Source organism: Nonomuraea mangrovi (assembly GCF_042681425.1).
Taxonomy (GTDB): Bacteria; Actinomycetota; Actinomycetes; order Streptosporangiales; family Streptosporangiaceae; genus Nonomuraea; species Nonomuraea mangrovi.
Window position 1 is genome coordinate 67,672 of sequence record NZ_JBHUFV010000020.1, and the last position, 21,178, is coordinate 88,849.

Annotated in this window: 23 protein-coding genes and 1 pseudogene; 11 read left to right on the forward strand and 13 right to left on the reverse strand. The window is 70.6% G+C overall.

From position 1 onward, the window contains the following. Positions 1-11: 11 nt before the first annotated feature. Positions 12-878, forward strand: a complete 867-nt coding sequence (locus ACFSKW_RS12615) for a LysR family transcriptional regulator (RefSeq protein WP_379572379.1) — start codon at positions 12-14, stop codon at positions 876-878. On the opposite strand, the gene ACFSKW_RS12620 is transcribed toward ACFSKW_RS12615, so the two are convergent. After that, positions 856-1,350 carry a MarR family winged helix-turn-helix transcriptional regulator gene (locus tag ACFSKW_RS12620; RefSeq protein ID WP_379572380.1) on the reverse strand — a complete coding sequence of 165 codons (495 nt, stop codon included), beginning with the start codon at positions 1,348-1,350 and terminating at the stop codon, positions 856-858. The two genes, ACFSKW_RS12615 and ACFSKW_RS12620, sit on opposite strands and share 23 nt — an antisense overlap. Before the next feature lie 48 nt (positions 1,351-1,398). Here ACFSKW_RS12620 and pip point away from each other — a divergent pair, with 48 nt between their 5' ends. Further along, positions 1,399-2,346, forward strand: coding sequence for a prolyl aminopeptidase (pip, locus tag ACFSKW_RS12625; RefSeq protein ID WP_379572381.1), 948 nt, complete (start codon positions 1,399-1,401; stop codon positions 2,344-2,346). A gap of 50 nt (positions 2,347-2,396) precedes the next feature. On the opposite strand, the gene ACFSKW_RS12630 is transcribed toward pip, so the two are convergent. Further along, positions 2,397-3,170 carry a TetR/AcrR family transcriptional regulator C-terminal domain-containing protein gene (locus ACFSKW_RS12630; RefSeq protein WP_379572382.1) on the reverse strand — a complete coding sequence of 258 codons (774 nt, stop codon included), beginning with the start codon at positions 3,168-3,170 and terminating at the stop codon, positions 2,397-2,399. Between the two features lie 195 nt (positions 3,171-3,365). Here ACFSKW_RS12630 and ACFSKW_RS12635 point away from each other — a divergent pair, with 195 nt between their 5' ends. Further along, positions 3,366-4,226, forward strand: coding sequence for a mechanosensitive ion channel family protein (locus ACFSKW_RS12635; protein ID WP_379572383.1), 861 nt, complete (start codon positions 3,366-3,368; stop codon positions 4,224-4,226). Positions 4,227-4,256: 30 nt separating this feature from the next. On the opposite strand, the gene ACFSKW_RS12640 is transcribed toward ACFSKW_RS12635, so the two are convergent. Beyond that, positions 4,257-4,508 (reverse strand): DUF6401 family natural product biosynthesis protein, encoded by a 252-nt coding sequence (locus ACFSKW_RS12640; protein WP_379572384.1) that lies wholly within the window; start codon positions 4,506-4,508, stop codon positions 4,257-4,259. 157 nt (positions 4,509-4,665) lie between these two features. On the opposite strand from ACFSKW_RS12640, the gene ACFSKW_RS12645 reads away from it, so the two are divergent. From ACFSKW_RS12645 to ACFSKW_RS12675, 7 genes and pseudogenes are all read left to right on the forward strand, one after another. Then, positions 4,666-5,568, forward strand: coding sequence for an ABC transporter ATP-binding protein (locus ACFSKW_RS12645; protein ID WP_379572385.1), 903 nt, complete (start codon positions 4,666-4,668; stop codon positions 5,566-5,568). Next, positions 5,565-6,347 (forward strand): ABC transporter permease, encoded by a 783-nt coding sequence (locus ACFSKW_RS12650; protein ID WP_379572386.1) that lies wholly within the window; start codon positions 5,565-5,567, stop codon positions 6,345-6,347. Before ACFSKW_RS12645 ends, ACFSKW_RS12650 begins: the two co-directional genes overlap by 4 nt. Next, positions 6,340-7,137 carry an ABC transporter permease gene (locus tag ACFSKW_RS12655; protein WP_379572387.1) on the forward strand — a complete coding sequence of 266 codons (798 nt, stop codon included), beginning with the start codon at positions 6,340-6,342 and terminating at the stop codon, positions 7,135-7,137. The genes ACFSKW_RS12650 and ACFSKW_RS12655 overlap by 8 nt, the downstream gene beginning before the upstream one ends. Positions 7,138-7,513: 376 nt before the next feature. Further along, positions 7,514-8,431 (forward strand): annotated as a pseudogene (locus tag ACFSKW_RS12660) (NAD(P)/FAD-dependent oxidoreductase); the annotation flags it as partial. A 355-nt stretch (positions 8,432-8,786) separates the two neighbouring features. Further along, positions 8,787-10,274, forward strand: a complete 1,488-nt coding sequence (qcrB, locus tag ACFSKW_RS12665) for a cytochrome bc1 complex cytochrome b subunit (RefSeq protein WP_379572388.1) — start codon at positions 8,787-8,789, stop codon at positions 10,272-10,274. A gap of 103 nt (positions 10,275-10,377) precedes the next feature. Continuing rightward, entirely contained in the window at positions 10,378-11,004 is a 627-nt protein-coding gene (locus ACFSKW_RS12670; protein WP_379572389.1) for a TetR/AcrR family transcriptional regulator, read from the forward strand. A 79-nt stretch (positions 11,005-11,083) separates the two neighbouring features. Next, entirely contained in the window at positions 11,084-12,670 is a 1,587-nt protein-coding gene (locus ACFSKW_RS12675) for an FAD-dependent monooxygenase (protein WP_379572390.1), read from the forward strand. A gap of 54 nt (positions 12,671-12,724) precedes the next feature. Here the strand turns inward: ACFSKW_RS12675 and ACFSKW_RS12680 are convergent, their stop codons facing one another. The 8 genes from ACFSKW_RS12680 to ACFSKW_RS12715 form a co-directional block, all read right to left on the reverse strand. Beyond that, positions 12,725-13,585 (reverse strand): hypothetical protein, encoded by an 861-nt coding sequence (locus ACFSKW_RS12680; RefSeq protein WP_379572391.1) that lies wholly within the window; start codon positions 13,583-13,585, stop codon positions 12,725-12,727. Further along, a complete protein-coding gene (locus ACFSKW_RS12685; RefSeq protein ID WP_379572392.1) occupies positions 13,510-14,043 on the reverse strand; it encodes a hypothetical protein in 534 nt (177 codons plus the stop codon). The genes ACFSKW_RS12680 and ACFSKW_RS12685 overlap by 76 nt, the downstream gene beginning before the upstream one ends. Next, a complete protein-coding gene (locus ACFSKW_RS12690) occupies positions 14,033-14,257 on the reverse strand; it encodes a hypothetical protein (RefSeq protein WP_379572393.1) in 225 nt (74 codons plus the stop codon). The genes ACFSKW_RS12685 and ACFSKW_RS12690 overlap by 11 nt, the downstream gene beginning before the upstream one ends. Further along, positions 14,254-15,288 (reverse strand): ABC transporter ATP-binding protein, encoded by a 1,035-nt coding sequence (locus ACFSKW_RS12695; protein WP_379572394.1) that lies wholly within the window; start codon positions 15,286-15,288, stop codon positions 14,254-14,256. Before ACFSKW_RS12695 ends, ACFSKW_RS12690 begins: the two co-directional genes overlap by 4 nt. After that, the gene (locus ACFSKW_RS12700; RefSeq protein ID WP_379572395.1) at positions 15,285-16,115 is read right to left on the reverse strand and encodes an ABC transporter permease; all 831 of its coding nucleotides are present in this window, start codon (positions 16,113-16,115) and stop codon (positions 15,285-15,287) included. Before ACFSKW_RS12700 ends, ACFSKW_RS12695 begins: the two co-directional genes overlap by 4 nt. Positions 16,116-16,119: 4 nt before the next feature. After that, positions 16,120-16,938: a molybdate ABC transporter substrate-binding protein gene (gene modA, locus ACFSKW_RS12705; RefSeq protein ID WP_379572396.1), complete on the reverse strand. Its 819-nt coding sequence runs from the start codon at positions 16,936-16,938 to the stop codon at positions 16,120-16,122. Between the two features lie 7 nt (positions 16,939-16,945). After that, positions 16,946-17,356, reverse strand: a complete 411-nt coding sequence (locus ACFSKW_RS12710) for a TOBE domain-containing protein (protein WP_358141251.1) — start codon at positions 17,354-17,356, stop codon at positions 16,946-16,948. 137 nt (positions 17,357-17,493) lie between these two features. Further along, positions 17,494-18,294 (reverse strand): helix-turn-helix domain-containing protein, encoded by an 801-nt coding sequence (locus tag ACFSKW_RS12715; RefSeq protein ID WP_379572397.1) that lies wholly within the window; start codon positions 18,292-18,294, stop codon positions 17,494-17,496. Between the two features lie 121 nt (positions 18,295-18,415). On the opposite strand from ACFSKW_RS12715, the gene ACFSKW_RS12720 reads away from it, so the two are divergent. After that, positions 18,416-18,823 (forward strand): hypothetical protein, encoded by a 408-nt coding sequence (locus ACFSKW_RS12720; RefSeq protein ID WP_379572398.1) that lies wholly within the window; start codon positions 18,416-18,418, stop codon positions 18,821-18,823. Between the two features lie 61 nt (positions 18,824-18,884). On the opposite strand, the gene ACFSKW_RS12725 is transcribed toward ACFSKW_RS12720, so the two are convergent. Beyond that, a complete protein-coding gene (locus tag ACFSKW_RS12725) occupies positions 18,885-20,216 on the reverse strand; it encodes a serine hydrolase domain-containing protein (protein ID WP_379572399.1) in 1,332 nt (443 codons plus the stop codon). Between the two features lie 107 nt (positions 20,217-20,323). After that, positions 20,324-21,034 (reverse strand): nuclear transport factor 2 family protein, encoded by a 711-nt coding sequence (locus tag ACFSKW_RS12730; protein ID WP_379572400.1) that lies wholly within the window; start codon positions 21,032-21,034, stop codon positions 20,324-20,326. Between the last annotated feature and the right edge of the window lie 144 nt (positions 21,035-21,178).

The window sequence follows — 21,178 nt, forward strand, 5'->3', positions numbered from 1 at the left end:
AAGTATGGCGGATGGATCCGCACCTGCTCAGAACTCTGGTCGCCGTCGCCCGCTGGGGGTCGTTCTCGGCCGCGGCCGAGGAGCTCGGCTACACCCAGTCGGCGGTCTCCCAGCAGATCGCCGCCCTGGAGGCCGATCTCGGGCTGCCGCTCCTGCACCGCCGTCCCGTCGTGCCGACCGAGGCCGGCGCGCGGCTGCTTGAGCACGCGGGGCCGCTGCTGCTGCGCGTGGAGGCCGCCCGAGCCGACGTGCGCCGCGCGGCGGCCGCCCCCGCCCACCGGTTGACGGTGGCCGCCTCGCCGCTGTCCGTGACTCCTTCGATCGCGGGACGGCTGGCCCGCGCCCGCGCCGCCCACCCCCGCCTCGACCTCACGCTGGTCACCTTCGACCGGGACAAGGTGGCGGGGGAGGTGGCGGCGGGACGTGCCGACCTCGGCATGGCCGACGGCATCGCGGCGCCCAACGACCCCCTGCGCCTGCCCGACGTGGGTCCGCTGACCGCCGTGGGGATCGCCGAGGAGAACCTGCTGGTCGCCCTTCCCGCCGGCCACCCGCTCGCCGACCGGGCGGGGCTGCGTCTTGCCGATCTGGTCGACGCGGTATGGCTGCAGACCACGCTGTGCCCGCTCGAACGGCTGCGCGACCTGCTGGGTGACGGCTTCCGTCCAGGTCTGGCCTACACCGGCGACGATGTGCACACCGTGCTGAACCTGGTCGAGGCGGGACATGGCCTGACCCTGCTGCCCGCCTCGGTGGGCCACGGCGTCCCCGTTGTGGCGCCGCGTCTGTCCCATCGCGTGGAGCTCCTCCACGGAACCCTGCCGCCGGGCCCCGCCGCCGCGGTGGCCGCCGCTCTCAGTCCTTCCCCTGCCGGGTGACCGGGCGCAGACGTTCGGCGGCCGACCTGGTCCTGTCCCGCATCGGACGGCGGCGCAGGGCCTCCAGGGTCTCGTCCACCAGGCGGCTGAGCGGGTAGGGCAGCTCGGACTCCAGTTCTTCCACGGCGGTGTTGACGGCCGCCCACTCCACGGCCATGGCCGGCAACAGGGACTCGGCCTTCGGCGTGAGGTGCACGATGCGCTGGCGGGCGTCGGCACCGGGGGAGAGGGTGACCAGGGCCTCCTTGGCCAGCTGCGCCACCGTCTGGCTGGCGGCCGAGTGCGTCACGCCGATCGCGCGGGCCAGGTCGCGGATGGAGCTCGGCCCTTCGGTGGCCAGGTGGCGCAGAACGGGCGTGTAGCGCGGGCGGAAGCCGTCCAGGCCGAGCGCGGGGTAGAGGGTCGTCACCCCGTCGTCGAGCAGGTCGAGCAGCAGCCGCAGGCGCGTGCCCAGCACCTCACGGGATTCCATGGCGCTAATATAACAGCGCTGTTGGATTTTTGACGGAGAGGACCCGGCGTGTATCCCCCTATCGAGCCCTATGACCATGGCCATCTCGACACCGGCGATGGCCACCTCGTCTACTGGGAGGTCTGCGGCAATCCCGAGGGCAAGCCCGCGCTCGTCGTCCACGGCGGCCCCGGCAGCGGCTGCTCGCCCAACCATCGCAAGACCTTCGACCCCGAGCGCTACAAGATCATCCTGTTCGACCAGCGGAACTGCGGCAGAAGCCTGCCCCACGCCGCCGATCCCGCCGCCGACCTCAGCACCAACACCACCCACCACCTCGTCGCCGACATGGAGCGGCTGCGCGAGCATCTCGGCATCGACAAATGGCTGCTGTACGGCGGCTCCTGGGGCTCCACGCTGATGCTCGCCTACGCCGAGGCCCATCCTTCACGCGTGTCGGAGATGATCATCGTCGCCGTGACCATGACGCGGCGGTCCGAGACCGAATGGCTCTACGAGGGCGTGGGCAGGTTCTTCCCCGAGCAGTGGCAGCGCTTCAGGGAGGGTGTGCCCGAGGCCGACCGCGATGGCGACCTGCTGGCCGCCTACGCGCGGCTGCTGTCCGACCCCGACCCCGACGTGCGCGCGAAGGCCGCCAACGACTGGGCCGCGTGGGAGGACGCGGTGATCTCTCTGGAGGTCAACGGCAAGCCGAACGCCTACAGCGACAGGCCGCCCGCCGCGCTGGTGGCCTTCGTCAGGATCTGCGCGCACTACTTCTCCAACCACGCGTGGCTGGAGGAGGGCGTCCTGCTGCGCGACGCGCACAAGCTGGCCGGCATCCCCGGCCTGCTCATCCACGGCCGCTTCGACCTGGGTTCGCCACTGGGGACCGCGTGGGAACTGGCCCAGGCGTGGCCCGACGCGCGGCTCGTGGTGGTCGACGACTCAGGGCACACAGGCAGTGACACCATGCGCAAGGAGATCCACGCCGCCCAGGACGCCTTCGCGGGCTGACGCCGCCCTCGCCGCTCCGCGCCCCTCCCGGGCGCGGAGCGTCCCGCGTCCTAAGCTTCCGCCGCGGCCTCGATGCCGTCCAGCAGGACGGCCAGCCCCGACCTGAACGCCTGCCGCGCCGCCCGCTCGAGGTACGGCTCGCCGCCATCGGCCTCCCACGACGTTTCGCCGCCGCTTTCCAGCCAGAGCGCCATCGGGAACCGGTCGGCGAAGTCGGGCGCGATCTCCTGCAGCAGCGCCGAGCGCGCCTGCCACCACTCCTCATCCGACACGCCGGTCTCCGACGGCGCCCGCCGTGCCTCGGCGATCGTCCTGGCCGCCCCCCGCACCACGTCGAACAGGGCGGCCACGATCCCGCGCAGCACCTGCGGCGCCAGCCCCGTCGCCGCGAGGATCCGCGCGAGCGTGTCCAGGAGGGCGAACTCGTTGGGCCCGAGCACCGGGCGGGCCTGCGAGACCTGCAGCACCCATGGGTGGCGCACGTAGAACTCGCAGATGTCCTCCGCCCACCGCGTCAGTGCCGCCCGCCAGCCGTCCGACAGGTCGTAGCCGGTGGGCAGGCTCGCCAGCGACCTGTCGTACATCAGGTCGACCAGCTCGCCCTTGTTCGGCACGTAGGTGTAGAGGGCCATCGCCGTACGGCCGAGCCGCTCGCCCACGGTGCGCATCGACAGTGCCGCCATCCCCACTTCGTCGGCGACCGCGATCGCGGTCTCCACGATGAGGTCGACGCTCAGCCCCGGCTTCGGGCCCGGCTTGGCGCGGGCTTCGCCCTGCGCGCGCCATAGCAGCGCCATCGAGCCCTGCCCCGCGTACACCGTCACGCCGTCACTCCTGCTTCCGGGCCGACTCTTTATGGCATAAGGATATGGGGCCGCGGGACGCGACGCAGATCTTCTCCCTAACCCACAAAAACGGCATATACCGCATATCGGCACTTATAGCGCATAGTCACCGGACGGAGGGGCAGGTTTCCTCCTGCCAGGCGGAACACAAGGCTGGAGGGGGGAACCTGAGCCATGAATCCTGACGATTGGAGAAGGGGACTGGTCGACGCCTGGACGGCGATCGTCACCTTCGTACCCAAGTTCATCGCGTTCCTGGTGATCCTGGTGATCGGCTGGCTGATAGCCAAGCTGCTGCAGAAGGCCGTCGAGAAGGGACTGGAACGCGTCGGGTTCGATCGATGGGTCGAGCGCGGCGGCATCGGCCGGATGATGGAGCGCAGCCGCTATGACGCCTCGAGCCTCATCGCGAAGCTCATCTACTACGCGGTGCTGCTGATCACGCTGCAGATCTCGTTCTCGGTGTTCGGACCCAACCCGATCAGCGCGCTGCTCGGCGGCGTGGTGGCCTGGCTGCCCAAGGCCGCGGTCGCGATCATCATCGTCGTCGTGGCCGCCGCGATCGCCAACGCGGTCAAGGACATCGTCGGCGCGGCGCTGGCCGGCCTGTCCTACGGCCGCCTGCTCGCGACGATCGCGCAGGTGTTCATCATCGCCCTCGGTGTGATCGCCGCGCTCAACCAGGTCGAGATCGCCACCACCGTCACGATGCCGGTCCTGATCGCCTTCCTGGCCACGGTGGCAGGCATCCTGATCGTCGGACTCGGCGGCGGCCTGGTCAAGCCGATGCAGCAGCGCTGGGAGGGCTGGCTGCACAGGGCGGAGGCCGAGACCGGCGCCATCCGCACCGAGGCGGCGGCCTACGACCGCGGACGCCAGGACGCCATCGCGGGCACCGAGGCACCCGCCCGGCCTCCCGCCGGCGCCCGGACCGGCGCGCCGGAGTCGGCGCAGCCCGCACCCGGCGGCTACCAGTCACGCCCCGGCGAGGCCGGCGGCTACCAGTCACGCCCGGGGGAGCCGCCTCCTCTGTAACCGCTCCAGTGCCGCGGAAGGCGGCTCAGGTCAGGCGGCCTGCGCGGGCGCGAGCATCAGGCACACAGCGCTCATCCGCAGCGTCGCGAAATCGAGAGGGTGGCCGGGTTCGGGGGCCCGCCACCCTTTCTCGTGCGCGCCGTCCCAGAAGCCGATCAGGTAGCTGAGCAGCGACGTGTGGCCCACATGCGCACCGATGGAGCGGATGGCGTGCCGTACGGCCGCCACGTGCTGGTCGAGGAGCGCGCCGACACCGGGGTGTTCGGCGGGCAGCTCAAGCACCCAATGCGCGAACTCCGCTCGAATCCGCTCTACCCACGCAAGATCAGACACCAGACGCCCCGAATGATTTGCCGCACCGTTACTCCGTCAACCATAAACGCTGACACGAGCAGAAACTATTTGCCGTCCCCGATGCGGATCTGAAAGATATTGTCGGGTGATCCGAGTCGAGAGGTTGACCAAGGTCTTCCGCCGCCCTCGGACCTTCACCGGTCCGCTGGGCGCCATCCGTACACTTCTGACCCGCCAGTACGACGAACGCACCGCCGTGGACGGCATCTCCTTCGACATCGCCGAAGGAGAGGTGGTCGGCTATCTCGGCCCGAACGGCGCCGGCAAGTCCACCACCGTCAAGATGCTGACCGGCATCCTCACCCCCACCAGCGGAGTCGTCGAGGTCGCCGGACGGGTGCCCTGGCGCGAGCGCAACGCGAACGCCCGATCCGTCGGCGTCGTCTTCGGCCAGCGCAGCCAGCTGTGGTGGGACCTGCCGCTCATCGAGTCGCTGCGCCTGGTCGGCGACCTCTACGACGTCCCTGCCCCCCGCTTCGCCTCCTCGCTGAAGAGGATGCGCGACCTGCTCGGGCTCGACGACTTCCTCGACACCCCCGTCAGGCAGCTGAGCCTCGGCCAGCGCATGCGCGGCGACCTGGCGGCCGCGATGCTGTACGAGCCGCCCATCCTCTACCTCGACGAGCCCACCGTCGGCCTCGACGTGCTGGCCAAGCAGGCGGTGCGCGAGTTCATCGTCGACACCAACAGGGCAGGGCGCACGACCGTGCTGCTGACCACCCACGACCTGGCCGACGTCGAGGCGCTGTGCAAGCGGATCATCCTGATCGACAAGGGCAAGGTGCTCTACGACGGCGGCATCGACGCCCTGGTCAGCGCCTACGCGCCGCCCCGCCGCCTGGTCGTGCACGCCGACGACGGCAGCCACGCCTACGAGCTCACCGAAGGGCTGGAGGTTCCCGACCTGCTGGCCGCGCACACCATCCGCGACCTGTCGATCGAGGAGCCCGACCTGGAGAGCGTGATCAAAAGGATCTACGCCGCATGATCCGGTCCTTACGCGGCATGGCCCGCATCGGGCTGCGCTTCCAGCTCGCCTACCGCAGCGAGGTCATCATGACGTCGCTGACGCTGATCGCGCAGGTCTTCCTCCTGCGCATGGTGTGGACCTCGGTGTACGGCCAGCGCCAGCAGGCCATGGGCCTCACGCTGGAGGCGCTGCTTGCCTACCTCACGCTCGCCAACCTGCAGACGTTCGCCACCATGCCGATCATCACGCGGATCGCCCACTTCAGGATCCGCACCGGGATGGTGTTCTTCGACCTGGCCAGGCCCGTCGGCTACCTCCCGCAGATGGCGGCCTTCCAGGCGGGCCACACGGCAGGGGCGGTGCTGCTGCTCGCGCCGGTCGTGCCGGTGGTGCTGCTGGTCGGCTCGATCACGCCGACGGCGCACGCGCTGCCGTACGCGGTGACCCTGGCCCTCGGCTACGTCGTCGGCGTGCTGATGGCGCTGCTGATCTGCCTGATCGGCTTCTGGACGATGGAGACCGGCGCCATTTCGCTGCTGTACCGCCTGGTCAGCCAGTTCTTCGCGGGCACGATGGTCCCGCTGACATTCTTCCCGGGGGCGCTGCGCACGCTGGCGGAGGCGCTTCCGTTCAAGTACATGGGCTACGTGCCCGCCGCCATCTACGTCGGCCGGCTGTCCGGTGCGGAGATCGTCCGCGCGCTCCTGGTCGAACTCGCGTGGATCGCGGCGCTCAGCGCCCTGCTCTGGGCGGTGTGGCGGGTCGCACACCGCAGGGTGGTGATCAACGGTGGCTGAGCTGACCCGCACGCTGCGCCTGTACTGGCGGCTGCAGCGCGCCACCATGCGCGGCGCCATGCAGTACCGGCTCAACACCGTCATCAGCATCCTGACCGGCGCGATCTACCAGGGCAGCGGCTTCGCCTTCATCTGGGTGATCATGCACACCTTCCCCGCGATGGCGGGGTGGAGCCTGCCCCAGATCGCCTTCCTGTACGGCCTGCGCCTGACCGCCCACGCGCTCTGCATGCTCCCGCTGAGCAGCCTGATCGGCATCGACTGGCTCGTGCGCGAGGGCGAGTTCGACAGGATCCTGCTGCGCCCGCTCAACCCGCTCGTCCAGCTCATGACCAAACGCATGGGTGTGGGACAGCTCGGCGACCTGCTGGTCGGCGTGGTCCTTCTGGTCGTCGCGGCCGGCGCCGCCGACGTGGCGTGGACGCCTGGCCTCGTCGCCTTCTGCGCGGCCGCCGTCGTCGGTGGCGCGCTGGTGGAGGCCTCCTTCTTCCTGGCGCTGTCGTCGATGGCGCTGCGGATGCTCGACACGTTCGCGCTGAAGGTGTTCGTCGACGACGTGTTCAGCAAGTTCGGCTCCTACCCGATGAGCGTCTTCGGCGGCGTCACCCAGTGGCTGCTGACCTACGTGCTGCCCGTCGCGTTCGTCGCCTACGTGCCCGCCGGCGTCGTGCTGGGCAAGCTGGTCATGCCGCTCGCCTACGCCAGCCCCCTTCTGGGCGTCGCGCTGTTCGCGGTGGCCTACCTCATCTGGACACGCCAGCTGCGCCACTACCAAAGCGTCGGCACCTAGCCTGACCGCACCGATCACCGGGCCGGTCTCCTCGAAACGCCCTGCCGGCCGTTCGCGCTCATCCCGAGTGTCACATTCCGTCCTCGCGAGACGTCTTGGAGGTAAACCCCCGAATCCAGCCGATGCGACCGGGAGACCGACTCCCCGACCGAGCCCATGTGGAGAGAACATGACGCCATCCGCCCTTCTCACCGGTGCGGGAGCAAGCAGCATGCACAGCGAGCCACGACGGGCGGGTCAGGGCCAGGGTCTCCTGCCCGGCGGCGAGAACGGCTCGCGGGCCTCCTGGAGTCAGGCGTTCACGAGGCCGCGTGCGATCGAGTGGCCCCGTGACCCGCGCGACGTGGTCCACTGCCCGGTCCTGGGCTGACACGCCATGCGGCCGCCACGTGTCGTGATCGTCGGAGCCGGGCTCGCCGGCTACCACGCCGCCTCCGCTCTGTCTCGCCGTATGCGGGACAGAGCGGAGGTGGTGCTGGTGAACCCGACCGACTTCACGCTCTGCCTGCCCCTGCTGCCCGACGTGGCCGCGGGGAACCTCGAGCCGAGCCGGGTCACGGTACCGCTCAGAACGCTGCGCGATGTGCGCGTCGTCCTCGGCACCGTCAACCGCGTCGACACCGCCTGCCGGCGCGTTCACTACGTCGACGCCGACGACGTCGCGGGCCGGCTCGACTACGACCGGCTCATCGTCACCGTCGGCAGCGTCACCAAAGTCCGGCCGGTCTCGGAGGTCTCGGCGCACAGCTTCGGCTTCCACGACGTCGCCGATGCCCTCGACCTGCGCGATCACATCCTGCGCCAGCTCTATCTGGCCGCCACCAGCGACAACGCCACCGAACGCGCCGCACGCAGCACGTTCGTCGTGGTCGGCGCGGGACACGCCGGCACGGAGATCGCCGCGGCCGGGCAGCTCATGTCCAGGCAGATCGCACGCCGCCACTCCCTTCTCGAAGGACGGTCGATCCGGTGGATCCTGGCCGAGCCCGCCGAGCACCTGCTGCCCGACATGCATCCCCACCTGTCCAGAACCGCGACGCGAGTGCTGCGACGACGGGGTGTGGACGTGCGGACCCGCACCTCGGTCGGACAGGTCACCACTGGTGGACTACGGCTGACCGACGGCGAGTTCGTCCCCACACGGACGATCGTCTGGAGCTTCGGCGTTCGGCCCGACCCCCTGATCAACGGGCTCGGGCTGGCGGTCGAGCAGGGGCGGATCAGGGTCGATGAGTACCTCACCGTGCCGGGCCACCCCGAGATCTCCGTCTGCGGGGACGCCGCGGCCGTCCCCGACCTCACCAGACCCGGCAGGATCACCCCGATGAGCGGCCGGCACGCCGTACGGCAGGGCAGGCTGGCAGGCCGCAACGTCGCCGCATCCCTCGGTTACGGCAGGCGCAAGCCCTACCGGCACGACAACCGTGGCGTCGCCGTGGACCTGGGCGGCCGGCAGGCGGCGGCAGACCCGCTGGGTATCCCGCTTTCCGGCATCGCCGCCAAAGCGGCGACCCGCGCCTACCGCCTGTTCACCATCCCGGCCAACCGCATGGCCATCGTCAACGACTGGCTCGTCAACGCGCTGCCGCCTCGGCGGAGCACCCGGCTCCCGCGTCGTCGACGCCACTGCATCTCACCGAGGAGAAGCGATGAAGGCAAGCGGGCTGGCCAAGGCGCTGGACGAGCGGGTCGGCGGCGCGGGATGGCTGAACAAGGCGATGCGGAAGGTCTTCCCCGATCACTGGACGTTCCTGCTCGGCGAGATCGCCCTGTACGCCTTCCTCATCGTCTTGCTGACCGGCGTCTTCCTCAGCTTCTTCTTCAAGCCGAGCATGACCGAGGTGGTCTACGACGGCTCCTACGTGCCGCTGCGCGGGGTCGTGATGAGCGAGGCCTACGCCTCCAGCCTGGAGATCAGTTTCGACGTGCGCGCGGGGCTGCTGATGCGCCAACTGCACCACTGGTCCACCCTGGTCTTCCTGGCCGCGATCTGTGTCCACATGCTGCGCAACTTCTTCACCGGCGCCTTCCGCAAACCACGCGACCTGAACTGGGTGATCGGCGTCGTGCTGTTCACACTGGTGCTGCTCAACGGGCTGTTCGGCTACTCGCTGCCCGATGACGCTTTGTCCGGTGCGGGGCTGCGCATCCTGCACGCCACCATCCTGTCGGTGCCGCTGGTGGGCACCCACGCCGCGATGTTCCTGTTCGGCGGCGAGTATCCGAGCGACGACATCGTCTCGCGCCTGTTCAGCATCCACACGCTGCTGATCCCGGCCCTGCTGCTGGCCCTCATCCCGCTGCACGCGGTGGTGCTGACCTGGCGGCAGACGCACACCCAGTTCCGGGCCAAGGGCCTGTCCAACCGGGTGGTCAGGGGCGCGCCGTTCTTCCCCGCCTTCATCGCGAAGACGACGGCGTTCTTCCTGTTCACGTTCGCGGCCGTCGCCCTGCTGGCCACGCTCTTCCAGATCAACCCGATCTGGCTGTACGGTCCCGCTCGTCCCAGCGTGGTCAGTTCAGGCTCCCAGCCCGACTGGTACATGGGCTTCCTGGAGGGCGCCCTGCGCATCATGCCCGGCTGGGAGATCACCGTCTTCGGCCACACGCTGACGCTCAGCCTGCTCATCCCCGCGCTGATCGCTCCCGGCCTGCTGTTCACCGGCCTGGCCGTCTACCCGATGCTGGAGCGCCGCTTCACCGGGGACACCCGCGTGCACAACCTGCTCGACCGGCCACGTGACGTGCCGTGGCGCACCGGCCTCGGGGTCGCCGGCATCGTGTATTACGGCATCCTCTGGGCCGCCGGCGGCAACGACGTCCTGGCCTCCGCCTTCGGCGTCTCGCTGTACGCCACCACCTGGTTCTTCCGCGTCGCGATCTTCGCGGGACCGGTGCTGGGTCACCTGATCGCCTACCGGATCTGCCTGGGCCTGCAGGAGCGCGACCGGCACACCGTCACGCACGGGGTGGAGACCGGCGTCATCGTCCGCGGCACGCACGGCGGCTATGCCGAGCTCGAACGTGCTGTCACCGAAGAGGAAGCCGCACTCCTGCTCGCCGGCCACCACAGCCCTGAACCTGGTTCGGACGCGCTGAGCAACGGGCCGGGCGATACGACGGCTCGATTGACGTAGGGCGCCCCCGCCGGCTGACGCTGAAACCGGGGCAGGTCACCACGGCAAAAACTTGCCGGTCGCGCATCTTTGCGCATCGCGCAAGATTGTGTACTGTGGTCGTGTGAGCATCGAGGGCGTGCGCGAAGGACTGCGCGAGCGAAAGAAGCGCGAGACCCGCATCGCGTTGAGCTGGGCGGCCATCCGCCTCTGCGCGGAGCGGGGGCTGGACAACGTCCGCGTGGAGGACATCGCGGCCGAGGCCGGCGTCTCGCCCCGCACGTTCAACAACTACTTCTCCAGCAAGGGCGAGGCGATCGCCTTCCGGCATCTGGAGCGCGCCCGGCAGATCACGGAGGAACTGCGCACCCGGCCAGCGACCGAGCCGCTCTGGGAGGCGATCGCCAATGCCGCCCTGACCCGGTTCGGGCTGGGACAGGAAGCCGACATGGAGGACGTCGACGTCCAGCAGTGGATCTCCGGGCTCCGCCTGATGTTCGCCGAGCCGGTCCTGCAGGGTGAGATCTACAAGGCCGAGGCCCAGGCCGAGGCCGAGCTGGCCGCCGCCATCGCGGAGCGCACCGGGACCGACCTCGTCCGCGACCTGTATCCCCACCTGGTGGCCGCCGCCGTCGGGGCCACCATCAGGGCGGTCACCGGTCACTGGATGCGCACCGGCTCCCTCGCCCCGATCACCGATCTCATGACCGACGCCCTCCGGCAGATGTCGGAGGGGCTGCCCGTCCCCTGACGCGAACCCAGCAAACGCACTGTGAGCAACCGGCACACCACCGGTCGATGCCCCATGCCCATTTTCAAGGAGGAATGCCATGTCTGCCGATGTCGTGATCGCCGGAGGCGGCCCGAACGGGCTGATGCTGGCCTGCGAACTGAGCCTCGCCGGCGTACGGCCGGTGGTGCTGGAGCGACTGCCCGAACGCACCAGGGAAAACCGCGCCAACGGCCTGGTCGGCCAAGTGGTGCGGGTGCTCGAACGGCGCGGCCTGTACGAGCGCCTCAGCGGCTCGAAGGAGCCGCCGCACCCCGCGCCGGGCTTCGTGTTCGGCGCGCTCCCGCTGGATCTGAGAGTACTGGAGGACAATCCGCTCTATCTGCTACAAGTGCCGCAGCTTCGCATCGAAGAGGTCCTGGAGGAGCGCGCGGTCGAGCTCGGCATCGAGATCCGCAGGGGACACGAGATCACCGGGCTGTCGCAGCAGGACGACACGGTCACGATCGAGGTCGCGGGACCGGCCGGACCCTACCGGATGGAGGCCGCCTTCCTGGTCGGAGCGGACGGCGGCAGCAGCCTGACGCGCAAGCTGGCCGGCATCGGCTTCCCCGGAGTGAGCAGGGACGCCACGGTCTCCCGCACCGTGCACGCCACAGTGCCGGACTCGATGGTCGATCCGGCCACGGGCGGGCTGAACGTGCCCGGCTACGGGCACATCCCGCCGTTCATGCACCACCGCACCGAGCGCGGGCTGTTCGTGTACGCCCCGTTGCCCGGCAAGCCGCCCCTGATGACCACGATGGAGTGGCCCCAGGACCTGCCCGGCGACGAGCGGCCGCCGACCCTGGACGAGATGCGTGCCAGCGTCCGCCGGGTACTCGACGCCGACCTGCCGCTCGGCGAGCCTGACGGCGAAGGCCCCTTCCTGCGGCGCACGTTGGTCGGGGGCAACACGCGGATCGCCGACCGGTACAGGGAGCGCAGGATCCTGCTGGTCGGCGACGCCGCGCACGTGCACAGCGCGATCGGCGGGCCCGGGCTCAACCTGGGTCTGCAGGATGCGGTCAACCTGGGCTGGAAGCTCGCCGCCGAGATCCGCGGCTGGGCTCCGCCCGGACTGCTGGACAGCTACGAGGCCGAGCGGCGGGCGGCCTCCGAACGGGTGGTCATGCACACGCAGGCCCAGTCGGCGCTGATCGCCCCGGGCGGCGAGGTCACGGCGCTGCGCGAGCTGTGGACCGAGTTGCTCGGCGACCGGCGCAACGTCCAGCACATCGCCGACATGATGTCGGGTGCCGACATCCGTTACGACACCGGAGCGGTCGACGGCCACCCCTTGGTCGGCCAGTGGGCCCCCGACCTGCTGCTGGACACCGGAACCTGGCGCGTCCGGCTCGCCGAGCTGACCAGGGACGCCCGGCCGCTGCTGCTGGACCTGACCGAGGAGGGATCGCTCGCCGGGGAGCTGCTCGGATGGCGCGACCGGGTGGACGTCGTCACGGCCCGCCTCCACGACCCGGTCACGGCACGCTCGCACGACCCTGCCCCGCCGGTCACCGCCCTGCTCCTGCGCCCGGACTGCCACATCGCCTGGGCCTCGGCCTCGCCCCGGCCCGGATCCGACGACCGCGAGGGCCTTCGCTCGGCCCTGTCGCGATGGTTCGGGGCACCGCTCGCGGCGTGATGCCGCCCCCACGGTCTGCCGGCGACCCCCGGCGGACGGCCGGCGGTGCCCCTTCTAGCTCCTGCCGTTGCGCCGCAGCACGTCGACCGCGTGGACGGTGATGGCGCCCCGCCAGTCCAGCGCGCCCGCGGGCGAGATGGTCGCGTAGTCGACCGTCCAGCCGCCGTCCTCCTGCTGGAGAGCAGCCAGCCTGTCCAGGTCGGCGTCCACCGACTCCTTCGTGAACAGCCGCCGCGACGGCAGATCCGGGTAGGGCGAGAAGTCCAGCGGGCGCAGCATCTCCGTCTCCGTGCCGCCTTCGACGTGCAACTCGCCGTCCGGCGGGACGAACGCGCCCAGCCTGTCGAGCAGTGCGGCGTGCTCGGGCTGGGTGTCGAGGAAACGGACGGCGAACGCCAGCACGTACGCGTGCGGCCGCTCGTTCAGGGACGCGATGGTCTCCAGGCAGTAGGTGGTCGCGCGGGCCAGCCACGGATGCCTGCCGACCACGCTGTCGCGGGCGGCCGCGCGCCACGCGGCGGCCGCCGTCACCGCCGTGATCTGCAGCGACGACGTCGTGGGGTCCGCGCCCCGCCACCACGGTGCGGTGGCGGCCTCGACCGTCAGCGGCAGCGCGAACGGCAGCCCGCCGTCGGGCAGCGTCACCGTCTCCAGCCAGTCGCACAGCTCGGCCGCCCGCGGGCTGGGCGCCTGCTCGAACACCTCGAAGGCGTGCAGTGCCGCTCCCGGTTGGCTCTCGGGCGAACGCAGGTCCGGTTCGAGCCCCCAGCCGTACCCTCCGTCGTCGTTGCGATACCCCTCCAGCGCGGCCAGGGCGGCCTCCGGCGAGCCCGTGCCGGTCAGCAGCTCGAAGCGGCGGCGATCGAGTGGCCGCGCATGACCGGCCATGAACGAGGTGATCTTGTCGATGTCCATGACTCCATCCTTCCCACGCACCCGGCCTTCGGTCTTGTACGGATCGGCCGCGCCCGCGACACTCCGCAACAGCAAAGGAAAACCACGATCAGCCATCGCAGATGTGATGAAGCTCCTCGGGCCTGCGCCAGCACTCCTTCACCGGCCCGCTGCTCCTCGACGTCGCCAGGGCCGCGCAGCCCCGCTTCGACCCGCTCGAGCGCAAGGACCGGCTGCGCTTCCTGATCTCGGCACCCGGCCGCGACGGCCACCACGCCGTACTGTCGTGGGGCGAGATCGACCCCGAGTTCGGCAACACCGCCGCCGTCCTCGGGGTCCACATGGACGGCGACGGCCTCGACGAGCAGGGCCCTCACCTGGTGGTGCCCGGCGACCGGTGCGGAGGCAGGCACATCAGCAGGATCGCGGAGATCAGGATCTGCGCCGACGACCATCTGTGGGGCCAGCTCACCGATCACACGCGCAGGCAGGCGGGGTGTCCGCCCAGTGCAGCGCGATGTACGGCTCGGCCTGCCCCACGTAGCGCACCCGCTCCTTGGTGATGCGGTAACGCGCCCGGATCACGGGCTCGGACGGCGACCGGCGGGGAACGACGACGGCCAGCGTGCCGACCTCCTGGTCGATCTGCGTCAGAAGACCGTGACACGGCCCGCCCAGGCAGATGGCGTTCATGCCCGGTACGCGTGGGTCTCCGTGGCCTTGACCGACGCCCAGATCCCCTGGCCGGGCGTCAGGTCCAGGTCGGCCACGGCGGCCGGGGTGATGTCGGCGAACGCGATGATCGGCCCGTCGAGATGGACGCGGACGTTGTCGCCGTGCCGTTCGATGCCCTGGATGCGGCCCTGCCACAGATTGCGCGGGCTGCCGTCGGGACGCGAGCGGTAGAGGGCCACGGCGGAGGGTGGGAAGGCGACGAAGGCGGGCCCTTCGAGCTGCTCGGTGGTGTTGAACAGCAGCTCGCCGACCTTGACCCGATGCCCTTCGGCCGCGCCGCGGTAGAAGTTGAGGCCGACCAGGCGCGCGACATAGTCGGTGCGCGGCCTGCGGGCCACCTCGGCCGGAGCACCTTCCTGCACGACGGCGCCGTCCTCGATGACCACGAGCCGGTCGGCCAGCACCATCGCGTCCAGCGGGTCGTGGGTCACCAGGACCGTGGCGCCGTCGAAGTCCGCCAGGTGGTGGCGCAGCTGGGAGCGGATCTCCAGCCGGGTGTGCGCGTCCAGCGCCGCGAGCGGCTCGTCGAGCAGCAGCAGACGGGGCCGTACGGCCAGCGCCCTGGCCAGGGCGACGCGCTGGGCCTGCCCGCCGGACAGCTGGCGGGGCCTGGCGCCGGCGTGCCCCGCCAGGCCGACGCGTTCCAGCCACGCGCGGGCCGTACGGCGGGAGGCGGCCTTGCCCTCGCCGCGGCAGCGCAGCCCGAAGGCGACGTTGTCCAGCGCGGACAGGTGAGGGAAGAGCAGGTAGTCCTGGAAGACCATGCCGATCGGGCGGTGCTCGACGGCCACGCCGTGCAGTGGCCGCTCGTCGAGCGTGATGTGCCCGCCGGCCGACAGGCCCGTCAGGCCCGCCAGGGCGCGCAGGGCGGTGGTCTTGCCGGCGCCGTTGGGCCCGAGCAGGGCGACGACCTCTCCCGCCGCGACCTCGAGCGGGAGGTCGAGGCCGAAGGCCGCCCTGGTGACGACCAGGCGCGCGCGCAGGGTCACGGGCTGCTCACCCACCTGTCACGAAGGCCGGCAAGGATGATCACCGAGACCGCCAGCAGGACGAGGCTGAGCACGATGGCCGCCTCCGGCTCGGTCTCCAGCGCCAGATAGACCGCCAGCGGCATCGTCCTGGTGGTGCCGGGGAAGTTGCCGGCGAAGGTGATGGTCGCGCCGAACTCGCCCAGCGCCCTGGCCCAGCACAGCACCGCCCCCGCGACGACGCCGGGCATGATCAGCGGCAGTGTGACGCGGCGGAAGATGGTCCAGCGGGAAGCGCCGAGCGTGGCCGCGGCCTCCTCGAAGCGCTGGTCGGCGGCCCGCAGCGCGCCCTCGACGCTGATCACGAGGAACGGCATCGCCACGAACGCCTCGGCGATGACGACGCCTGTCGTCGTGAAGGGCAGCGTGATGCCGAAGGTGGCATCCAGCCACTGCCCGATCAGGCCGCGCCTGCCCAGCACCAGCAGCAGGGCGACGCCGCCGACCACGGGCGGCAGCACCAGCGGCACGGTGACCAGGGCTCGCACCAGCCGCCGGCCAGGGAAGGAGACCCTGGCCAGCAGCCAGGCTAGCGGCACGCCGAACAGCAGGCACACGACCGTCGCGATCGTCGAGGTCACCAGCGACAGGCGCAGCGCCTCCAGCACCTGCGGCTCGGACAGGCGATCCAGCAGCGTCGGCCACGGCGCGCGGATCAGCAGACCGGCCAGCGGCAGCACCAGGAACGCGAGACCGAGCACCGCGGGTACCACCAGCAGCCATGGCAGGCGGCCGGTGGTTCGGCGTCGCTCGGCGCCCTGGACGGATGCCGTGGTGGTGGGAGTCATCGCGTCAGGGTGCCTCGAATCCGGCCTTCGTCAGCACACCCTTGCCCTCGGCCGACAGCACCAGGTCGACGAACTGCTTGGCCAGGTCGGGCGCCGGCGCCTTGGACAGCGTCGCCACCGGGTAGTCGTTGATCGCCTTGTCGGCCTCGGGGAAGGCGATGCCCTTCACCTTGCCGCCCGAGGCGATCACGTCGGTCTTGTAGACCAGGGCGGCGTCGACCTCGCCGAGTTCGACCTTGGTGAGCGTGGCCTTGACGTCCTGTTCGAGCGTGACGGGGGTGACCTTCAGCCCCGCGGCGTCCAGGGCCTTGACGGCGGCGGCGCCGCACGGCACCTGTTCGGCGCAGAGCGCCACCTTGACCTTCGCGTCCGTCAGGTCCTTCAGGTCGTCGACCTTGGCCGGGTTGTCGGCCGGCACGGCGATCTCCAGCTTGTTGCGCACGAACGTGGTCGGCGCGCTCGCCAGGCCCGCGTCGGTGACGGTCTTCATCGTGGCGGGGCTGGCGGCGGCGAACACGTCGGCGGGCGCGCCCGCGGTGATCTGCTGGGCCAGCGTGGCGCTGGAGCCGAAGTTGAACTTCACCGTCGTGCCAGGGTGGGCCGTCTCGAAGGACTTGCCGAGTTCGGTGAACGTGCCGGTCAGCGAAGCGGCCGCGAACACCGTGACCGTGGTGGCGCCGCCGCCCGCGGGCGAGGAGGGGGCGGAGGCGGCCGCGGAGGCCGCAGGCGCGGCGGTTCCGCTGGAACCGCAGCCTGACAGGCCCGCGAGAGCGACGACGAGGGGGAGGGCGACGGCCCACCTGGATTGACGCCTGAGCACCAAGGACTCCTTACTGACTCACAGTGCGAGTGTGGTCGGGGATCTCCACGACGACGTTGGTGGACTTGATCACAGCGACCGCCACCACCCCCACCTGAAGGTCCAGCTCGTCGGCGGCCTGGCGGCTCATCAGCGACACCACGCGGTAGGGGCCCGCGGCGATCTCCACCTGGGCCATCACCGCGTCCCTGATGACCTCGGTCACGATGCCGCGGAAGCGGTTACGCGCCGAGGACAGTCCAGAGCCGTCCTCCGCCTCGATCTGGGCGCGGGCGAAGGCGGCCAGCTCGGCGCCCTTCACCCGCCGGTGGCCGTTCTCGTCCCGCTCGGCCGCCAGCCGGCCCGCGTCCACCCATCGGCGTACGGTGTCGGAGCTGACCCCGAGCAGGGCGGCGGCCTCGCTGATCCGGAACGTCGTCACAAGCAATCACCATACCTTCGCAGATTCCAGCCTGGATACCCGGATGCCTCCGCAACAGCGGGACAATCCACGGTTATGTCATGGCATTCACGAGATCGACCCCGACCGCGGGACCGGCCGTGGCGGCCACTGCCGGGTCAGCCGGGCCCGGCCAGCGCGCGCAGGGCCTCGGCGGTGAACTCGTCGAGCGGATAGAACAACTCGATCGCCAGCTCCGACAGCGTCACGTCGGCCGGGGCGCCGAACGTGGCCATCGTGCCGAACATCGACAGCTCGCCGAACGGCGTGCGGATCCGCAGCGGCACCTCGAAGGGGCTCGACCCGAGCTCCGTGCCCTCCTCCTCGTCCGCCGGCGCGGGATAGCCGCGCACCTCCTCGTACAGCAGGCGCAGCTCGTCGTCGCCGGTGGCGTTGACCTGCCGTCGCAGCCGGTCGAGGAAGTGCGACCTGACCTCGCCCAGGTTCGCCAGATGCGGGGCGAGCCCCTCGGGGTGGAGGGTCAGCCGGAAGACGTTCGGCAGCGGCTCCTGCAGGTGGGGCGGGATGCCGGCCATGAGCACGGACATGGCGCGGTTTCCCGCCACCACGTTCCAGAGCCGGTCGACGACGACGGCGGGGTACGGCTCGTGCGCGGTCAGCATGGTGTCGAGCACGGCACGGACCGAGCCCATGTCCTCGTCGCTGAGGCGGCCCTCCCGGTAGGCGGGCGCGTAGTCGGCGGCCACCAGCAGGGTGTTGCGCTCGCGCAGAGGCACCTCCAACGCCTCCGACAGGCGCAGCACCATCTCCCTGCTGGGGCGCGCCCGGCCCGTCTCGACGTACGACAGGTGCCGGGCGGAGGTGTCGGCGAGGAGGGCGAGGTCGAGCTGGCTGAGCCTGCGCCGCTGTCGCCACTCCCTCAGCAGGACGCCCACGCGCGACGGCTGATCCTTGGTCATTGGCTGAAGGGTAGACCACCGGCAGGTCACGGCCGCCATGACCTGTGAGGTCATTGAGTCCATGAGCCACGGATGGCACCGTCTCCCACGACCTCGGCCCGTCATGGAGAAGGAGACCCTTGTGACCGACTCGAGCCTGCTGCGCACGATCCTGCGGATCGACGGCTGGAGCACCGCCGTCTTCGGCGTCGTCATGCTCGCCGGGGGCCAGGCGCTCAGCGGCCCGCTCGGCCTGCCGACCGCCTGGTCCGTCCCGTTGGGCGTCGCCATGCTGGGGGGAGCCGCCGCCCTGGGGCTCATCGCCGGCTATCCGAGGATCCCCGCTCGCCTGGGCGGGTACGTGGTCGCGGGCAACGCGCTGTCGTGCGCGGGCCAGCTCGTGCTCGCCTTCGCGGGCCTGATCCCGTTGACCGGTTGGGGTGTCGCGTTCATGCTGGCCGGAGCCGTGGTGGTCGCGGTCTTCGCGATCTTCCAGCTCGTCGGCCTGCGGCAGTCGTTGCGCGCGGGTGGAGCGGCGGTCGCGGCGTGAGGCTCACCGGGTTGTGCGGCCGCCGTACCTGACCGACCGGACGAGGCTCGATGAGCCGCGCTCACGCGCTCCACTCGCCGGGTCCACCGGGAATCGGCGCCCGGGGGTCGTACGGCTCCCGTGTGAAGATGAAGGTGTTCAGATCGAGGAACCCCTCGCCCACCCTGAGCACCTCGCCCGCGTAGTAGCCGTCCAGGCCCAGCCAGGTGCCGTCGTCCTGCGGCACGAACCGCGAGGCCCTTCCCTGTCCTGTCGCCGGCGTCAGCGAGAGTCCTCGGTCGGGCAGCAGCCTCAGCAGGTACGGCGCGGGCCCCCAGTGCCACAGCCCCGTCAACGCCAGCAGGTCGGGGTCGGCGGCGACCGGCTTCCACGGCTCGGGCAGGCGCGGCTCGTGCTCGTCGAGGATGGCCAGCAGCTCGACCAGCAGCGTGCGGCTCACGCCCGAGGTGGTGTTGGCCATGAACAGCACGCCCACTTTGTCGGCGGGGTCGGTCCAGACGGTGGCCAGGAAGCCCGGCATCGATCCCGTGTGTCCCGCCAGGCGACGGCCGCCGGCCCGCGCCAGTTGGAGGCCGAGGCCGTACCCGGAGGTCCACGCGTCGCCGTCGTCCACGGTGGCGGGCTCGCGCATCTCGGCCAGCGTCTCGGGCCTCAGCACGCCCCGCGTGGAGCCGGTCAGGAAGGCCGCCCACCTGGCCAGGTCGGCGGGCGTCGACCAGAGCTGGCCGGCGGGCGCCATCGACACCGCGTCGTGCTCGGGCTCGGGCAGCAGCACGTCGGCGAACGGGTGCACGGCGTAGCCGGTCGCGTGGGGGGCGCGCGGCCTGGGGGTGGTGTCGTTCATCCCGAGCGGCTCCAGAACCTCCCGCCGCACCGCCTCCACCCAGGACATGCCGCGATGGCGGGCCACCAGCTCTCCCAGCAGGCCGTAGCCGACGTTGGAGTAGTGGAAACGGCGGCCCGGCCGGTGCCGGGAGGTGTCCGGGCCCAGCCGCGCGATCAGCTCGTCGACCGGCAGGCCGGGCGTGCGCTCCCACCACGGCGTCGGCGGCTCGGCCGTCAGCCCGCCGGTGTGCGACAGCAGCTGGGCGACCGTGACCTGGTCGAACGCGGTCCCCTCCACGTGCTTGCCGAGCGGGTCGAGCAGGTCGACCAGGCCCTCGTCGCGCAGCCTCATCACGACGGTGGCGACCATGCTCTTGGTGATCGAGCCGAGCCTGTACTGCGTGTCGAGGGTCGGTTCACCGTCCCCGACCTGGCCCCTGCCGCCGAACCACGCCACCTCGCCGTCGCGCACGATCGCCGCCGTCAGCGACGGCACCCTGGATTCGGCCTGCTCCACGGCCAGCCTGCGCAGGAGCGCCTTGGCCGCCGTCTCACCCACTTCGCTCATACCGCGGAAGGTTACCGAGAGTTCGCGGCAACCCCGCACGCCTCACGGTCCCTCGCCGTTTCGCGGCCGCGGGCAGGACGGCGGGGAGTGCCGTGCCGCCGGCCGGTTCAGAAGCCGAGATCACTCAATCCCGGATGCCCGTCCGGGCGGCGCCCCAGAGGCCAGTGGTACCTGCGGTCCGACTCCCTGATGGGAAGGTCGTTGATGCTGGCGTGCCGCACGCGCATCAGCCCTTCCTCGTCGAATTCCCAATTCTCGTTCCCGTAGGAGCGGAACCAATTCCCCGAGTCGTCGCGACATTCATAGGCGAAACGCACGGCGATGCGATCGTCCTTGAAGGCCCACAATTCTTTGATGAGCCGGTATTCCAGTTCCCGCTTCCATTTTCTGGTGAGAAACGCGATGATCTCGTCACGCCCGTCGAGGAACTCGGCACGGTTCCTCCAGTGGGAGTCCACCGTGTAGCCCTGGGCCACCCGCTCGGGGTCCCGGGTGTTCCACGAATCCTCCGCCAGCCTGACCTTCTCGATCGCGTTTTCCAGGGTGAACGGAGGGAGTGGAGGACGTGCCATGCAGATCATCCCCTTGGTCGTTTCTTGGAGTGCGAAAGCCCGTCGATGGCATCGGGGCGTCATTAATGCCTGTGCGATCAAATGCACCTTACGAAATCGGCCGGTCGGCTGCGCATCATCGACGTATTCATTGGGTCGATTCTTGGTATTGCCGCCGACGCGGCGATCGGCCATGCGTCGCGGGTTCCCCCGCGCCTTCGCGTCCACGCCGACCCGCTCGCCGTCCTCGGGCACGGGCGTGAACACGGCACGCTCCTGGCCCACCGTTCCTGGACCTCTGGTCAGGCATCGCACCGAGCGGCGACGCGGCCTGGGCTCGACACTTTCCGGTGCTGCCGGCTTCGGACCGACCACCATCGGGATCAACGACCGCCCGTCGCTGCTCTACCC

Excerpts from the sequence above, each read along its gene's own strand:
- ACFSKW_RS12715 (WP_379572397.1), bottom strand. The coding sequence starts at position 18,294 with ATGACCAAGGATCAGCCGTCGCGCGTGGGCGTCCTGCTGAGGGAGTGG.
- ACFSKW_RS12650 (WP_379572386.1), top strand. The coding sequence starts at position 5,565 with ATGATCCGGTCCTTACGCGGCATGGCCCGCATCGGGCTGCGCTTCCAG.
- ACFSKW_RS12700 (WP_379572395.1), bottom strand. The coding sequence starts at position 16,115 with ATGACTCCCACCACCACGGCATCCGTCCAGGGCGCCGAGCGACGCCGA.
- ACFSKW_RS12635 (WP_379572383.1), top strand. The coding sequence starts at position 3,366 with ATGAATCCTGACGATTGGAGAAGGGGACTGGTCGACGCCTGGACGGCG.
- ACFSKW_RS12725 (WP_379572399.1), bottom strand. The coding sequence starts at position 20,216 with ATGAGCGAAGTGGGTGAGACGGCGGCCAAGGCGCTCCTGCGCAGGCTG.
- ACFSKW_RS12620 (WP_379572380.1), bottom strand. The coding sequence starts at position 1,350 with ATGGAATCCCGTGAGGTGCTGGGCACGCGCCTGCGGCTGCTGCTCGAC.
- ACFSKW_RS12675 (WP_379572390.1), top strand. The coding sequence starts at position 11,084 with ATGTCTGCCGATGTCGTGATCGCCGGAGGCGGCCCGAACGGGCTGATG.
- qcrB (WP_379572388.1), top strand. The coding sequence starts at position 8,787 with ATGAAGGCAAGCGGGCTGGCCAAGGCGCTGGACGAGCGGGTCGGCGGC.
- ACFSKW_RS12690 (WP_379572393.1), bottom strand. The coding sequence starts at position 14,257 with ATGAACGCCATCTGCCTGGGCGGGCCGTGTCACGGTCTTCTGACGCAG.
- ACFSKW_RS12680 (WP_379572391.1), bottom strand. The coding sequence starts at position 13,585 with ATGGACATCGACAAGATCACCTCGTTCATGGCCGGTCATGCGCGGCCA.
- ACFSKW_RS12615 (WP_379572379.1), top strand. The coding sequence starts at position 12 with ATGGATCCGCACCTGCTCAGAACTCTGGTCGCCGTCGCCCGCTGGGGG.